At 66.9% G+C, this 15,199-nt stretch carries 12 protein-coding genes; 1 reads left to right on the top strand and 11 read right to left on the bottom strand.

Annotation, left to right across the window (positions count from 1 at the left end):
* Positions 1-6: 6 nt before the first annotated feature.
* From ACZ6WN_RS13450 to ACZ6WN_RS13405, 10 genes are all read right to left on the bottom strand, one after another.
* The gene (locus ACZ6WN_RS13450; RefSeq protein ID WP_465865147.1) at positions 7-1,818 is read right to left on the bottom strand and encodes an ABC transporter substrate-binding protein; all 1,812 of its coding nucleotides are present in this window, start codon (positions 1,816-1,818) and stop codon (positions 7-9) included.
* Positions 1,819-1,865: 47 nt separating this feature from the next.
* The gene (locus tag ACZ6WN_RS13445) at positions 1,866-2,867 is read right to left on the bottom strand and encodes an ABC transporter permease (protein ID WP_465865146.1); all 1,002 of its coding nucleotides are present in this window, start codon (positions 2,865-2,867) and stop codon (positions 1,866-1,868) included.
* A gap of 231 nt (positions 2,868-3,098) precedes the next feature.
* Positions 3,099-4,286 (bottom strand): ABC transporter ATP-binding protein, encoded by a 1,188-nt coding sequence (locus tag ACZ6WN_RS13440; RefSeq protein ID WP_465865145.1) that lies wholly within the window; start codon positions 4,284-4,286, stop codon positions 3,099-3,101.
* Positions 4,286-5,371 carry an ABC transporter ATP-binding protein gene (locus ACZ6WN_RS13435; protein WP_465865144.1) on the bottom strand — a complete coding sequence of 362 codons (1,086 nt, stop codon included), beginning with the start codon at positions 5,369-5,371 and terminating at the stop codon, positions 4,286-4,288. The genes ACZ6WN_RS13440 and ACZ6WN_RS13435 overlap by 1 nt, the downstream gene beginning before the upstream one ends.
* A gap of 15 nt (positions 5,372-5,386) precedes the next feature.
* A complete protein-coding gene (locus tag ACZ6WN_RS13430; RefSeq protein WP_465865143.1) occupies positions 5,387-6,403 on the bottom strand; it encodes an ABC transporter permease in 1,017 nt (338 codons plus the stop codon).
* 163 nt (positions 6,404-6,566) lie between these two features.
* Positions 6,567-8,273, bottom strand: a complete 1,707-nt coding sequence (locus ACZ6WN_RS13425) for an ABC transporter substrate-binding protein (RefSeq protein ID WP_465865142.1) — start codon at positions 8,271-8,273, stop codon at positions 6,567-6,569.
* Positions 8,274-8,369: 96 nt separating this feature from the next.
* Positions 8,370-9,383 carry an ABC transporter permease gene (locus ACZ6WN_RS13420; protein WP_465865141.1) on the bottom strand — a complete coding sequence of 338 codons (1,014 nt, stop codon included), beginning with the start codon at positions 9,381-9,383 and terminating at the stop codon, positions 8,370-8,372.
* A gap of 244 nt (positions 9,384-9,627) precedes the next feature.
* A complete protein-coding gene (aspS, locus tag ACZ6WN_RS13415; RefSeq protein WP_465865140.1) occupies positions 9,628-11,412 on the bottom strand; it encodes an aspartate--tRNA ligase in 1,785 nt (594 codons plus the stop codon).
* Complete coding sequence (hisS, locus tag ACZ6WN_RS13410) at positions 11,409-12,758, bottom strand: histidine--tRNA ligase (RefSeq protein ID WP_465865139.1); 1,350 nt, start codon at positions 12,756-12,758, stop codon at positions 11,409-11,411. Before hisS ends, aspS begins: the two co-directional genes overlap by 4 nt.
* Positions 12,755-13,450: an MBL fold metallo-hydrolase gene (locus ACZ6WN_RS13405; protein ID WP_465865138.1), complete on the bottom strand. Its 696-nt coding sequence runs from the start codon at positions 13,448-13,450 to the stop codon at positions 12,755-12,757. Before ACZ6WN_RS13405 ends, hisS begins: the two co-directional genes overlap by 4 nt.
* Positions 13,451-13,638: 188 nt before the next feature.
* Between ACZ6WN_RS13405 and ACZ6WN_RS13400 the strand changes: the two genes are divergently transcribed.
* Complete coding sequence (locus tag ACZ6WN_RS13400; protein WP_465865137.1) at positions 13,639-14,877, top strand: DUF349 domain-containing protein; 1,239 nt, start codon at positions 13,639-13,641, stop codon at positions 14,875-14,877.
* Positions 14,878-14,982: 105 nt separating this feature from the next.
* Here the strand turns inward: ACZ6WN_RS13400 and ACZ6WN_RS13395 are convergent, their stop codons facing one another.
* On the bottom strand, positions 14,983-15,144 hold the full coding sequence (locus tag ACZ6WN_RS13395) for a hypothetical protein (RefSeq protein ID WP_465865136.1): 162 nt from the start codon (positions 15,142-15,144) through the stop codon (positions 14,983-14,985).
* Positions 15,145-15,199 lie beyond the last annotated feature (55 nt).

Here is a 15,199-nt window from a genome sequence, read left to right as displayed (position 1 = left end):
ATCACCTCACTTGAGGTACATGATGGAGAAGCTCGGCATGCCCTTGACCGGGTCGTTGACGACCCCGCCGACCAGCGAGCCCTTGATGAAGGCGTTCGCGTCGTAGCCGGCGTTGATCTCGACCATGTAGGTCTCCTGCATCCACTTGTCGAACTCGCCCCAGGCTGCGGGGACCTCGTCGGCGTCCAGCTTCAGGATCTCGGCCTGCTTCGCGTCGGCGTCGGCCTCCTTGAAGTTGGTCGGGTTCGGCATGCCCGGCTTGTTGGCGTTCGAGCCGATCCACTGCGCCGGGAACCACGAGCCGCCCGAGGGCCAGTCGGAGCACCAGCCGCCGTAGCGGAGGTTGACCGGAGCGTCCAGGTTGCTCTCGTCGTCACGGTAGGTCTCGTCGGTCGAGGCGACCGGGGTCGCCTTGAAGCCGGCCGCTTCGAAGCCCTTGACCATCTGGTCCTTCTTGGCGACCGAGTTCTCGTCGTCACGCTGGTAGTGCCACTTCAGCTCGAAGCCCTCGGCCCCGGCCTCCTTCAGCAGCGCCTTGGCCTTCTCCGGGTCGGTGGTCTGACCGTCCTGACCCTTCGGGTACTGGTACTCGACGCGACCCGCGGTGCCCGGCGGCAGGAGCGAGGTGCCGGGCTCGATGGTGACACCGACGATCTCTCCGGACGCCTTCCAGGCAGCCTGGTACGGGTAGGCCCAGCTGATCGCCTCACGGACCTTCTTGTCCGTGATCTTGGTCTGGTCCGGCCGGTACATGTACGTGCACGGCGAGGTGCCCTCGATCAGGTTGTCCGGTGCACCCTCCTTGATCGACTTGTAGGTCGGCGGCGTGACGTCGTCGTAGGTCATCATCGACTGGGCCGCGCCCTTGTCGCCGAGGATCTGGTTCTCGAGCTTCGCGGTGTCCTGGGCGAACTTGAAGTCGAAGGCGTCGGCGGCCTGGAAGCGGCCGGGGTCGGTGTCGGGGTCCCACTGGTCGTTCTTGACGAGCGTCAGCGAGGCGCCGGGCTTGTAGGTCTCGAACTTGTAGGGGCCGGTCGCGATCGGGTGGCTCTCGTAGGCCAGCGGGTCCTTGTCCTTGGCCTTCGGGATCGGCGAGAAGACCGGGAACGAGGCGTAGTAGTCCAGCTCGGGGAACGGCTGGGTGAGGTGGATGATCACCTTGTTGCCGTCGGCCTCGACGCCGTCGTAGTCCTCACCGCCGTACCAGCCGGCGCTGGCGTCGTAGTCGGGGAGCTTCTTGAGCTCGGCGTCGGTGTCCGCGAACGGACCCTTGTACTTGTCGCCGTCCTTGAAGAACGTCAGCTGGTACGTCGGGCCGTCGGTCAGCGTGTCGACCGCGAAGGAGCGCTTGATGCCGTAGACGACGTCCTCGGCGGTGACGTCGGTGCCGTCCTCGTACTTGATCCCGTCCTTGAGCTCGAAGGTCCAGGTCAGGCCGTCCTCGGAGACCTGACCGAGGTCGGTGGCGAGGTCGGGGACGAGCACGGAGTCGCCGGTCTTCTCGTCGTAGACGTACTGCGTCAGCGAGCGGGTCACCAGACCGGACATGATCGCACCGGAGTCGGTGTAGTAGGTCCGGGTCGGGTCGAGGGTGTGGGGGGCGTTGTTCGACAGCACGGTGATCGTGCCGCCCTTCTTCGCGTCGCTCGGGATCTCCAGCGGCCCCTCGGCCGTGGCGTCCTTGCCGGCACCGGCGCCGCCGCCGGCCTTGAACTCACCGGCCGGGTCCTCGCCACCGCCACCCCCGCCACCACACGCAGCGGTGAGCGTCAGCGCAGCGATCGCGCTGGCCGCGATCACTGTTCTCTTCAATTGCATCGTAGATTTCCACCTTCCATGGTTGATGCCTCTCTCCGACGACGTGCTCACCGGAAAGACTTGGGGTCGAAGGCGTCGCGGATGGCGTCTCCGAGCAGGTTGAGCGCGAAGACCAGGACCACGATCCCGACGATCGGCGCGTAGAGGTACAAGGGGTATTCGTCGAACCAGCTCTGGGCCCGCAGGATCGTCTGTCCCCAGGACGGGCGCCCGGTGACGCCGACGCCGAGGTAGGCCAGCGTCGCCTCCGCGGCGATCGTGGCCGGCAGGCTCAGCGAGAACGAGACGACGATCGGCGCCACCAGGTTGGGCAGCAGCTCCTTGAACAGGATCCGATGGGTCGGCATCCCGAGGACGTAGGCGGCCTCGATGAACTCGCGCTCACGCAGCGAGATCACCTCGCCGCGGATCAGCCGGGCCAGGCCCATCCACCCGAAGATCGAGAGGATCACGATGAGCGCGATCAGCGAGGCGTTGTCGAGCATCGTCGGGTTCTCCCGCCAGCGCTCCACGAGCATCGGCGAGATCGCGATCGCGACCAGCAGGAACGGCAGCGTCAGGAAGAGGTCGATCACGAACGTGATCACCCGGTCACCCCAGCCGCGGCTGTAGCCCGCGATCAGGCCGAGCACCACACCGACGACGGTGGAGACGATCGTGGCGATCGTGGCGACCAGCAGGGACGTACGCGCGCCGTAGAACCACTCGGCGAGCAGGTCGTTGCCGGAGTTGGGCTCCAGGCCGAGCGGCGCCTCCCAGGTGAACCCATAGTTGGGCGGGCCGATGACCGGGTAGTTGAACGAGTCGGTGTCGGCGACCGGGTCGCCGGCACGCACCTCGACGCCGAACAGCTTGCACAGCAGCGGGGCGAAGATGGCGATCAGGACGAAGAGCAGCACGATCCCGGCACAGATCATCGCGACCTTGTCCGAGAGCAGGCGGTCCATGGCGATGCGCATCGGCGAACGGCCCGCGACGTCGCCGGTCCTCGGTTCCGGACTGATCTCAGGATCCTCAGCACCCTGGATCAACACTTCGGACACAGTCATACGCTCGGATCTCCGTTCGATGCCAAGGCTCGGTACGCCCAAGACCAGACCACTTCGCGCGGGCCCGAGCCAACGCGGTGCCTCAAGTTATGCCAAGTTGCAGCGCTTCGGGCGGGACTACAGATAACGGTTCGATACCGACGGTGACGCGTGACACATACGAAACAAAGACGGCCCGCAGCCATAGGCTGCGGACCGTCTTTCGTAATCTCGCCGAGATACGGGAGATCCTCAGGCACGACCTCGCGAGTTGTTCGCCAGGTCGTACCAGGTGTCGGCATAGCCCGGTCCCTCGCCCGGGACCTCGGCCGGGCTGGCGCCCGGGTCCGGCGCGCCGAACTCGTCGACGCCCAGGAGCGGCGCGGTGACCGGCTTCTCCGGGTGCTGGTGGATCTCACCCGGGAAGTGGCAGGCGACCTTGTGCTTCTTGCCGATCTGCAGCAGCGGCGGCTCGACCACGGAGCAGATGTCCTTGGCGATGGAGCAGCGGGTGCGGAAGTGGCAGCCCGAGGGCGGGTTGATCGGCGAAGGTACGTCGCCCTCCAGCCGGATCCGCTCACGACGGCCGCCGATCGCGGCCTGCTTCACGTCGGGCACGGCGGAGAGCAGCGCCTGGGTGTAGGGGTGGTGAGCGTGCTCGTAGATCGACTCGCGGTCACCGATCTCCACGATCTTGCCGAGGTACATCACCGCGACCTCGGGGCAGAAGTGACGAACGATGGCGAGGTCGTGAGCGATGAACAGGAAGGAGATGTCGAACTCCTTCTGCAGATCCTGGAGCAGGTTGATCACCTGGGCCTGGATCGAGACGTCCAGCGCCGAGACCGGCTCGTCGGCGACGAGCAGCTTCGGCTGCAGGGTCAACGCCCGGGCGATGCCGATGCGCTGGCGCTGGCCGCCGGAGAACTCGTGCGGGTAGCGGTTGTAGTGCTCGGGGTTGAGACCGACGATCTCGAGCAGCTCCTGGACCCGGCTGAGCACCTTGTTCTTCGGCACCATGTTGTGGATCCGCAGCGGCGCGCCGATGATCGAGCCGACCGTGTGACGCGGGTTCAGCGACGTCGACGGGTCCTGGAAGATCATCTGGATCTCCCGGCGCATCGGGTGCAGCTGCCGACCGGAGTAGTTGGCGATGTCGGTGCCCTCGAAGTCGATCTTGCCTTCGGTGGGCTTGTAGAGCCGGGTGACCATCCGGCCGGTCGTGGACTTGCCACAACCGGACTCGCCGACGAGGCCCAGGGCGCTGCCCTTGGCCACCTCGAAGGAGACCCCGTCGACGGCCTTGACGTGCCCGACCGTACGTCGGATCACGCCACTGCCCTTGACCGGGAAGTGCATCTTCAGGTTCTCGACCGAGAGCACGGCCTCCGTGCTCTCGGGCGCGACCGAGGCCGCGGGGGCGGTCGTGGTGTCGCTCATCAGTCCTCCACCAGGTCAGGTGCGATCTCGGGCAGGATCTCTGCCTCGTAGACCTCGTCGGCGTTCTTGATGTGGCACCGCTTGGTGTGGTTGCCACCGCTGTTGGCCGGGGTGAGCGCGGGAAGGGTCGTCCGGCACAGGTCGCCGCCCACCTTCGCAACGTGGTCACAGCGCGGTTCGAAGGCGCATCCCGGCGGCGGGTTGAGCAGCGAGGGCGGGTTGCCCCGGATCGGGATCAGCTTCGCCTCGGTCGACGCGGTCAGGTCCGGCACGCTGGAGAGCAGCCCCCAGGTGTAGGGCATCTCCGGGTTGGTGAGGATCTCCTTGCACGGACCGTACTCGACCGCACGGCCCGCGTACATCACGAGTACGTCATCGGCCATCTCCGCCACGACGCCGAGGTCGTGGGTGATGATGATGATCGCCGCGTCGAAGTCGCGCTGCAGGTCCTGGAGCAGGTCGAGGATCTGCGCCTGGACGGTCACGTCCAGGGCGGTGGTCGGCTCGTCGGCGATCAGCAGGCTGGGGTTGTTGATCAGCCCCATCGCGATCATCGCGCGCTGGCGCATACCACCGGAGAACTGGTGCGGGTAGTCGTCCACGCGACGGTCGGGCTGCGGGATGCCGACGCGGTCGAGCATCTCGATGGCGCGCTTGCGCGCCTCCCTCTTGGTCACGTTGTTGTGGACCTGGTAGGCCTCCATGATCTGGTTGCCCACCGTGTAGTACGGGTGCATCGCGGAGAGCGGGTCCTGGAAGATCATCGCCACGTCGCGACCGCGGCGCCTGCGCATGTCCTCGTTGCTGACCTTGAGCAGGTCGACACCGTCGAGCATGATCTGGCCGCTGAGGATGGCGTTGGTGCCGCGGTGCAGCCCCATGATCGCCGAGCTGGAGACCGACTTGCCGGAGCCGGACTCGCCCACGATGCCGAGCGTCTTGCCGCGCTCGAGCTCGAAGGAGAGGCCGTCGGTCGCCTTGACGATGCCGTCGGAGGTGGCGAAGTGAACCTTCAGGTCCTGCACCGAGAGGAACGCGCCATCGTTGGCCGGCGTCGTCTCGGGCGTCTTGGAGAGGTCAGTCATGGATCAACTCCCGGGTCAGGCGACGCGCACGCGCGGGTCGATGAAGGCGTACAGGACGTCGACGACGATGTTGGCGATGATCACCAGAGCGCCGAGGAGCAGCACCAGGCCCACGATGGTGGGCAGGTCGTAGGTCTCGTTCGCGGTCACCGCGAGCTTTCCGAGACCGTAGTAGTTGAAGACGTCCTCGGTGATGATCGCGCCGCCGAGGACCGCAGCGACGTCGAGACCGAACATCGTCACCAGCGGGGTCAGCGCGGCGCGCAGCGCGTGCTTGAACAGCACCTTGTTGCCCCTGAGGCCCTTGGACTTCGCGGTGCGGATGTAGTCCTCGCTCATCGACTCGAGGACGAACGCCCGGGTCATGCGTACGTAGCCCGCCATGTAGACCGCCGCGAGAGTGAACCCGGGGAGCATGAGCTGGAGCAGCCATTCCCCGACGCCACCCTCGGCGATAGGCACGTATCCCGGCGCGGGGAAGATCCCCCATTTGATGGCGACGAAGTTGATCAGCAAGGCACCCACGAAGAAGGTCGGAAACGCGTACAGGGACAGCGTGGCTCCGACGACTCCGCGGTCCACGAGGGACCCCTTGAAGACCGCGGCGAGCACTCCGAACAGCACACCGAAGACGACCCAGATGGTGACCGCGACCAGGGCGATCGAGATCGAGATCGGAGCTGCCTCCGCGATCTCCTCGTTGACCGTCATCTGCAGCTGCTGGGAGTAGCCCAGGCAGGGCGCCGCGCACTCGGTGACCAGCTCGGGGTTGGCCTCGCGCATCGCCTCGTCGGCGGGGTACTCACGGCCGACGACGACGCCCTTGGCGAAGTTGCCCCACTGGACCAGCAGCGGCTGGTCGTAGCCGAGGGCCTGACGGGTCTCCTCGATGCGGTCCGGGGGGCAGTTCTTGCCGCAGGAGAACTGAGCCGGGTCGACCGGGTTCTTCATGAACAGTGCGAAGACGATGAAGCTCATCGCCACCAGCATGAGCAAACCGACGATCACGCGCCGGATGATGTAGGCGACCATCGGTGGGTCTCACCTTCATTGGGATCGGCCGGACCACCGTCGTGGGGTGTCGTCCGGGGGGAATCGTGTCCAGGTACATGGGGGGAGGCGGGGCTCTGGCGAGCCCCGCCTCCAAGGTCGGAACGGCTCAGGGCCGTCCGAACGGTGTTGCGGAGCTGAAGGATCAGTCCTCGACGTCGATGGTCGCCAGGTCCGGGTAGGACGAGGAGGCATCGGTGGTGACGAAGTTCTTCACCTTGGAGCCGTGGACCCAGTTGAAGGTCGCGATCTCCAGCGGGATGTAGGCGACGTCCTCACCCATGACCGCGTCGGCCTCCTGGAGGAACTTGTTCTGCTCCTCGATGGTGGCGGAGTTGGCGGCCTGGTCGAACAGCTTGTCGACCGCCGGGTTCTTGTAGTTGCCGTAGTTCTGGCCGTTGGTCGACTTCTCGATCTGACGGCTGTCGAACAGCGCCGCGGTGACGGTCATCGCGGAGCCCCAGTCGGCACCCCAACCGCCCCACATCACGTCGGCCTTGTTGGAAGGCTTCTGGATGTTGGAGTAGTAGACGTCGCCCAGCGGGTCGAGCGTGACCTTGAAGCCGGCGGCCTCCCAGCCCTGGACCAGCGCGGCGGCCTGCTTGTCAGCGGTGTCGCTCTGCGGGTAGGTGAAGGTGATCGGGTACGGCGTCTTGACACCGGCGTCGGCCAGGGTCTTCTTCGCCGCGGCCGGGTCGCCCTTGAGGTTGCGGTCCTTGTACGCCGGGTTGGCGACGTAGCCCGGAACAGCCGGGTTCACGATCGAGTCGGCCGGGGTGTAGGCCTTCTCGCCACCGCCGGCGGCGATCCAGGACTCGACGTCGGTCGCCTGGGCCAGAGCCTTGCGAACGTTCGGGTCCTTCATCTGGTTCTGGTTCGGCACCAGGTAGTCGACGTAGGGCGACTGGACCTGGACGTAGCGGTCCTTGACGCCGGCCTCGGTGAGACGCGGGTAGAACTCCGGCGGGACGCGCGAGCCGCTGACGATGGTCGCCTGCGAGTCGGGGCTGTCGGAGAACAGCTTCTCGTAGGTGGTCGTCGCCTTCTCACCGAACTTGAAGACGACCTTGTCCGGAAGCGCCTCGCGGAGCGACTTGTCGTCGGTCTCCGGGTCGTACTCGTCGTTGCGCACCAGGGTGCCGCCCTTCTGGGCGTTCCAGGTGTCGACCTTGTACGGGCCGTTGGAGAAGATCTTGTCGTCGTTCTTGGCACCCTTGTCGAAGGACTTCTTGTAGGGGTCCATCATGTGCAGCGACGAGATCGCCAGCGGGAAGTCGGGCCACGGCGACTTGAACTTGTAGGTGATGGTCTTGCCATCGCAGGTCACGGCCTGGTCGAAGTCGGCCTGCTGCTCCGGGGTCGCGGTGTACGGGCCCGGGTACTCACCCTTGAGGGCGAGCTTCGCGGTCAGGTAGAAGCCCGGACCACCGGTGAGCTCGTCGGCGGCGAAGTTGCGCGAGGCGCCGTAGGCGAAGTCCTCACACGTGATGTCGGAGCCGTCCTCCCACTTCACGCCGTCCTTGATGGTGAACGACCAGGTCTTGGCGCCCTCGGTCGAGGTGCCCTCGTCGGTCGCCAGGTCGGGGATCGGCTTGCTCGAGACCTTGGGGTCGGTCGAGGACGGGTTCGAGAGCAGCTTGCGGTAGACCAGACGCGTGGTGTGCGAGATGGTCTCGCCGACGTAGATACGCTGCGGGTCCAGGTGGTCGATCGGGTCCTCAGCGACGATGGTCAGCGTGTTTGCCGAGCTCGAGCCACCGCCGTCCCCGCCGCCACAGGCAGCCAGGCCCAGCGAAAGACCGAGCACGCCAGCGGCACTGACCGCTACGTACTTAGCTCGCTTCTTGAGCATTCGTTTCTCCTTGGTGTGGTCGCCGTCAGCCTCTGACAACTGACGCCGTATCGGTGTCCCGGGCGGGTCACCTGTGTGTGGACGGAGCCCCGAGGCTCACCTGTCACCCTTGGGGTCAAGGGCGTCTCGCAACCCGTCCCCGAGAAGGTTGAACGAGATCACGATCGTCGCGATGATGATCGCGGGCATGAAGAAGTAGAACGGGTCCACCTGCGCGTACTTCAACGAGTCGGTGAGCACGTTGCCGAGGGTGGGTGTCGGCGGCTTCACACCGACCTGGAGGTAGCTCAGCGCCGCCTCGGCCGAGATGTAGGCCGGCATCATCAGGGTGACCAGGACCAGCAGCGGAGCCCACAGGTTCGGCAGGATCTCCTTGAAGTAGATCCGGGACTTGGAGGCACCCAGGACGATCGCCGCCTCGACGAACTCTCGTTGTTTGATCGAGAGGACCTGTCCTCGGACCACGCGGGCGGTGCTGGTCCAGCCGAAGATCGCGAGCACCACGGTGCAGTAGATCCCCTGGACAAGTGGGCCGTTGGGTAGTCCCGTCACCATCTGGATGAGCTCGAGGCCGAGCGCCGAGAGCGCCAGCAGCATCATCGTCGAGGGGAACGAGAGCGTCAGGTCGGTGAAGCGGCTCAGGCCCGCGTCGACCCAGCCACCGCTGAACCCGGAGATGATCCCGATGATCGCGCCGATGACCACCGACAAGATGGCGGCGGTGAGGGCGATGATCAGCGAGAAGGTGATGCCGTACCAGAACCGGGACAGCGCGTCGCGGCCGGTGCCGGGCTCCACGCCGAGCGGGTGCTCGAGGCTCGCGCCGCTGAACCGGCCCTCGGGAATGGTGTTCGCGTCGAGCAGGTCCTGGTTGTAGCTGAACGGGTCCAGCACGCCCATCCTGACGAGAAGGGGGGCCAGGATGGCAGCCAGGACCACCAGGATGACCACCGTCAACGACACCATCGTCAGCTTGTCCTTGCGAAGCCGCATCCATGCCAGCTTCATCGGCGACTTGCCGGCGATCTTCTTCGCCTCCTCAGGCGAAGCAGAAGGTGTCGATCCACCCGAGAGTTCTTCACCTTCGAACACGGTGGCCGATTCGCTCATGGTTCCTCTGTCTAGTCGTATTTGTGGGTGCCGCCGTCGCACGGCAGCGTCCGACCCACGAGGTCGACGGATGGAACTCTATGTGATCCCTTTGCCAGGATGGACCCCGGACCGGTAACGATCCGATTTCAACCAGTGATACGGCAGATCGGGACGCCTTCTCGCAATTCCTTGGAGAACGCCAAGAGTCTCCGGGACCGGTGGACCGGTCCCGGAGACTCTGTTGGATTTGACTGAGGTGCGCTCAGTTCGCCGATTCGCCCTCGGCGGACGCCGCAGGAGCGGGCCGTGCATCGACGCCCGCCTCCTTGCGCTGCTCCGGGGTGATCGGCGCCGGGGCGGCGGTGAGCGGGTCGTAACCCGCACCCGTCTTCGGGAAGGCGATGACGTCGCGGATCGAGTCGGTGCCGGCCAGAAGGGCGACGACACGGTCCCAGCCGAAGGCGATGCCGCCGTGAGGCGGGGCGCCGAACTTGAAGGCGTCGAGCAGGAAGCCGAACTTCTCCTCGGCCGCCTCCTCGCCGATCCCCATCAGGTCGAAGACCCGCTTCTGGACGTCCTCGCGGTGGATACGGATCGATCCGCCGCCGATCTCGTTGCCGTTGCAGACGATGTCGTAGGCCCAGGCGAGGGCGTTGCCCGGGTCCTTGTCGAAGCCTTCGACGTCCTGCGGGCTGGTGAAGGCGTGGTGGACCGCGGTCCACTCCCCCGCACCGACCGCGACGTCACCGGACTCGACGGCCTCGGAGGCCGGCTCGAGCAGCGGCGCGTCGACGACCCACAGGAAGCTCCACTCGCCGTCCTTGCGCAGGTCGAGGCGGTTGCCGATCTCCAGCCGGGCCGCGCCGAGCAGGGAGCGGCTCGACTTGGGCGCCCCGGCAGCGAAGAAGATGCAGTCGCCCGGGTTGGCGCCGACGTGAGCGGCCAGACCGGCGGCCTCGGTCTCGGAGAGGTTCTTGGCGACCGGACCGGTCAGCGAGCCGTCCTCCTGCACCAGGACGTACGCCAGGCCCCTGGCGCCGCGCTGCTTGGCCCAGTCCTGCCAGCCGTCGAGCTGACGCCGCGGCTGGCTCGCGCCGCCCGGCATCACCACGGCGCCGACGTAGGGCGCCTGGAAGACGCGGAAGGTCGTCTCGGAGAAGTAGTCGGTGCACTCGGTGATCTCGATGCCGAAGCGCAGGTCGGGCTTGTCCGAGCCGTACTTCGCCATCGCGTCGGCGTAGGTCATCCGCGGCAGCGGGAGCGGCACGTCGTAGCCGATCAGCTTCCACAGCGCCGCGACGATCTCCTCGCCGAGGGCGATCACGTCGTCCTGCTCGACGAAGCTCATCTCGATGTCGAGCTGGGTGAACTCCGGCTGCCGGTCGGCGCGGAAGTCCTCGTCACGGTAGGCACGGGCGAGCTGGTAGTAGCGCTCCATGCCGCCGACCATGAGCAGCTGCTTGAAGAGCTGCGGGGACTGCGGCAGGGCGTACCACGAGCCCGGCTGCAGGCGCGCCGGGACCAGGAAGTCACGCGCGCCCTCGGGGGTCGAGCGGGTCAGCGTCGGGGTCTCGATCTCGACGAAGTCGTGGCCGGCGAGCACGTCGCGGGCGGCCTTGTTGGCCTTCGAGCGCAACCGGATGGCGTTGCCGGGGGCGGTGCGGCGCAGGTCGAGATAGCGGTGCTTGTAGCGGACGTCCTCGCCGACCTCGACGTGATCGTCGATGGGGAACGGGAGGGGTGCCGCGGCGGAGAGGACCTCGAGGTCCTTGGCGACGACCTCGACCTCGCCGGTGGCGAGGTTGGGGTTGCGGTTCTCCTCGGTGCGCGCGACGACCTCGCCGGTGACCTTGATGCAGTATTCGTTGCGGAGGGCGTGGGCGATCTCCTCGTCGCGGACGACGACCTGGACCACACCGCTGGCCTCACGCAGATCGAGGAACGCGACCCCGCCGTGATCGCGTCGACGGCCTACCCAGCCGGCGAGGGTCACGGTCTGGCCGACGTGCTCGGCACGCAGGGTGCCGGCGTCGTGGGTGCGGATCACTTCTTCTCCTCGGTGTTCGCGACGACCTGGGGCTTCAGGTCGCTCTCGTTCTGGGGCGTCCAGGTGGCCGGGTCGGCCGCGACCTGGTCGCCGGTGCGGATGTCCTTGATCTCGTAGCCGCCTTCGGTCGCGAAGAGGACGTACGGGATGCCGCGGCGCTCCGCGAAGCGGATCTGCTTGCCGAACTTGGCGGCGTTGGGCGAGACCTCGCAGGCAACATTGTGGGCGCGCAGGAGCTGGGCCGCCGAATCGGCCTCGGCCCGGCTCTCCTCGTCGGCGACCGCGACCAGCACCGTGCTCGGGACCTTGCGGTCGCCGTCGAGCACGCCCTTGGCCACCAGCGGCACCAGGACGCGGCTCACGCCGAGCGAGATCCCGACGCCCGGGTAGGTGGTCTTGCCGTCGCTGGCGAGCGCGTCGTAGCGGCCGCCCGAGCAGATGCTGCCCAGGGACTCATAGCCGTCGAGACGGGTCTCGAAGACGGTGCCGGTGTAGTAGTCCAGGCCGCGGGCGATGCTGAGGTCGGCCACGACGCGTACGGAATCGGTGTTCAGCGGCGCGGTGGCATTGATCAGGGTGGCGAGCTCGCTCAGGCCCTCCTCGAGCAGCTCGCTCTCCACGCCGAGCGCGCGGACCTTCTCCACGAAGGAGTCGTCGGTGGCGGTGATCGTGGCGAGCTCGAGGCACTTGGCGGCCTGCCCGTCGCTCAGCCCGGCCTCGGCGACCAGCAGCTTGCCGACCTCGGTGGCCGGCAGCTTGTCGAGCTTGTCGATGAGCCGCATGGTCTCCTCGACGTCGGGGGCGCCCAGACCGGCGTAGAAGCCCTGGATCAGCTTGCGGTTGTTGACCTGGAGCGTGAAGCCCGGCAGGAACGTCAGCCTGCCGAGCGCTTCCAGCATGACCCGGGCGACCTCGACGTCGTGGTGGAACGGCAGCGTGTCGCGCCCGACGATGTCGATGTCGGCCTGCGCGAACTCGCGGAAGCGACCCTCCTGCGGGCGCTCGCCTCGCCAGACCTTCTGGATCTGGTAGCGACGGAAGGGGAACTCCAGCTTGCCGGCGTTCTCGAGCACGTAGCGGGCGAAGGGGACGGTGAGGTCGAAGTGGAGACCCATACCTTTGTCACGGGACTCGTCCTGCTCCTGGAGCCGCTTGAGGACGTACACCTCCTTGCTGGTGTCGCCCTTGCGCAGCAGCTGGTCCATCGGCTCGACGGCGCGGGTCTCGATGTTGCCGAAGCCGTGCAGCTCGAAGGTGCGGCTCAGGGTCGCGATGACCTCGCGCTCGACGGTGCGCTGGCTCGGCAGGAACTCCGGGAACCCGGAGAGCGGTGTTGGCTTGTTCATGAGGTGGTAATCAGGTCCTGAAGAAACGGGTTGGTGGCGCGCTCGCGCCCGATCGAGGTCTGTTCGCCATGGCCGGGGAGCACCACGATGTCGTCGGCGAGGGGCAGCACCTTGGTGGTCAGGGACTGCAGCATCGTGGCGTGGTCACCGCCGGGGAGGTCCGTACGCCCGATGCTGCCCGCGAAGAGCAGGTCGCCGGAGAACATCACGTCACTGACCTCGGCGTGGTCGGGGTAGGGAGTCCGGAAGGTGACCGACCCCTCGGTATGCCCGGGCGTATGGTCGATCAGGAAGCTCATCCCGGCCAGGTCGATGGTCATCTCGTCGGTGAGCTCACGGACGTCGTCGGGCTCCACGAAGTCATAGGTCCCCTGCGGCATGCCGAGCAGCATCTGCGCCGACTCCGGCGAGATCCCCTGGAGCGGGTCGGCCAGCAGGTGGCGGTCGTTGGGGTGGATCCAGGCAGTGGAGTCGTACGTCTTGCTCACCGGGGTCACCGACCACATGTGGTCGACGTGGCCGTGGGTGAGGAGCACGGCGACCGGCTTGAGGCGCTGCTCCCGGACGATCTCCTCGATGCCCTTCGCGGCGTCCTTCCCGGGATCGATCACGACACACTCGGTGCCCGGACCGGTCGCGGCGACGTAGCAGTTGGTGCCCCACGGACCGGCGGGAAAGCCTGCGATCAACACAAGAAACACCCTATCCAGCGGTACAGTGCAGCGCCGCATCGTGGCGTCTGACTACGATGGGCATCCCGAGGTGTGCCGGGACACCATGGGGAGCTGCAAGTTGAGCCGACCGGGACTGTGACGAGCACGGTGTCCGGCGGGGGAGATTTCATAAGAGGTTAGCGCCTCATGCGAAGAGTAGGGACATTGTGACCAGCGAGCAGTGGGGTCGGGTCGAGGAAGACGGAACGGTCTACGTGAAGACCGCTGAGGGCGAGCGTTCCGTGGGGCAATACCCGGAAGGCACGCCGGAGGAGGCGCTTGCCTTCTTCACCAACCGGTTCGACCAGCTCGCCTTCGAGGTCGAGCAGCTCGAGCGGCGCGTGCATGCGGGTAAGACGTCGCCCGACGAGGCGACGGCGGCGGTCAAGACCGTCGTGGAGAAGGTGACCGACGCCAACGCGGTCGGTGATCTGGCCTCGCTGGTGGCGCGACTGGACGCTCTGGCGCCGGTCATCGCCACCCAGCGTGAGGCCCGTAAGGCCGAGCGGGCCGCGAAGGCGGCCGAGGCGAAGGTCGCCAAGGAGGCTCTCGTCGCCGAGGCCGAGAAGCTGGCCCAGAGCAACGACTGGCGCAACGGCGCCAACCGGCTGCGTGAGCTGCTCGACCAGTGGAAGGCGCTCCCCCGCATCGACCGCGGCTCCGACGACGCGCTGTGGCGGCGCTTCTCGACCGCACGCACCGCCTACACGCGTCGCCGCAAGGCTCACTTCGCCGAGCTCAATGCCCGGCGCGAGGACGCCAAGGTGATCAAGGAGCGGATCATCGCCGAGGCCGAGCAGCTCTCCGGCTCGACCGACTGGGGCCCCACCGCCGGGCGCTACCGCGACCTGATGCGCGACTGGAAGGCTGCCGGTCCGGCTCCCAAGGACGTCGACGACAAGCTCTGGAAGCAGTTCCGGGCCGCCCAGGACGTCTTCTTCGGTGCCCGTGATGCCGCCAACGCGGCGCTCGACGCCGAGTTCGCCCAGAACGCGGTGGTCAAGGAGGGCCTGCTCGCCGAGGCACAGGAGCTGCTCCCGCTGCTGGAGAAGGGCGACGACCTCGACGCGGTCAAGCGGTCCTTCCGCGACATCGCCGAGCGCTGGGACGAGGCCGGCAAGGTCCCGCGCGACCGGATCAAGGAGCTCGAGGGCGCGATGCGCAAGGTCGAGCAGGCCATCAAGTCCGCCGAGGACGACCAGTGGCGCAAGTCCGACCCGGAGAAGTCCGCTCGTGCCGACGACATGATCGCCAAGCTCGAGGAGGCCATCGCCCAGGTCGAGCAGGACCTCGACAAGGCCCAGTCCTCGGGTGACGCCCGCAAGATCAAGAGCCTCGAGGAGAACCTCGAGTCGCGCCGCCAGTTCCTGGAGATGGCCAAGCGAGCCAGCGCCGACTTCTCCTGACCCGACGCCGAGTCGGCTCATCGTGACCAGAAACCCCGCCGAGTCGGCTCGTCATAACGAGCCGACTCGGCGGGTTTGTGCGTCAATTTGCGCCGACTCGACGGCTCACAGGCCGGCGCCGCCGTGGTAGTCGCCCCTGGCCGCGTTGTCACGCTTGATGTTGCGTACGTGCTCGGCATCGACACCCTTGGGAGCCATGCCGATCGTGGTCCAGGCCAGGCCCAGGAAGAGGAGTACGCCGCCGATGATGAGAATCCAGGTGAACATGTTGTGCTCCCTCGCTCAGGCGCCCGAGTCGACGCGTTCGCTTTACCATAGGACG

This window comes from Nocardioides sp. NPDC054178, from assembly GCF_055585005.1.
Note: the sequence above shows the minus strand (reverse complement) of the source record. Positions and strands in the feature narration are given on the sequence as shown.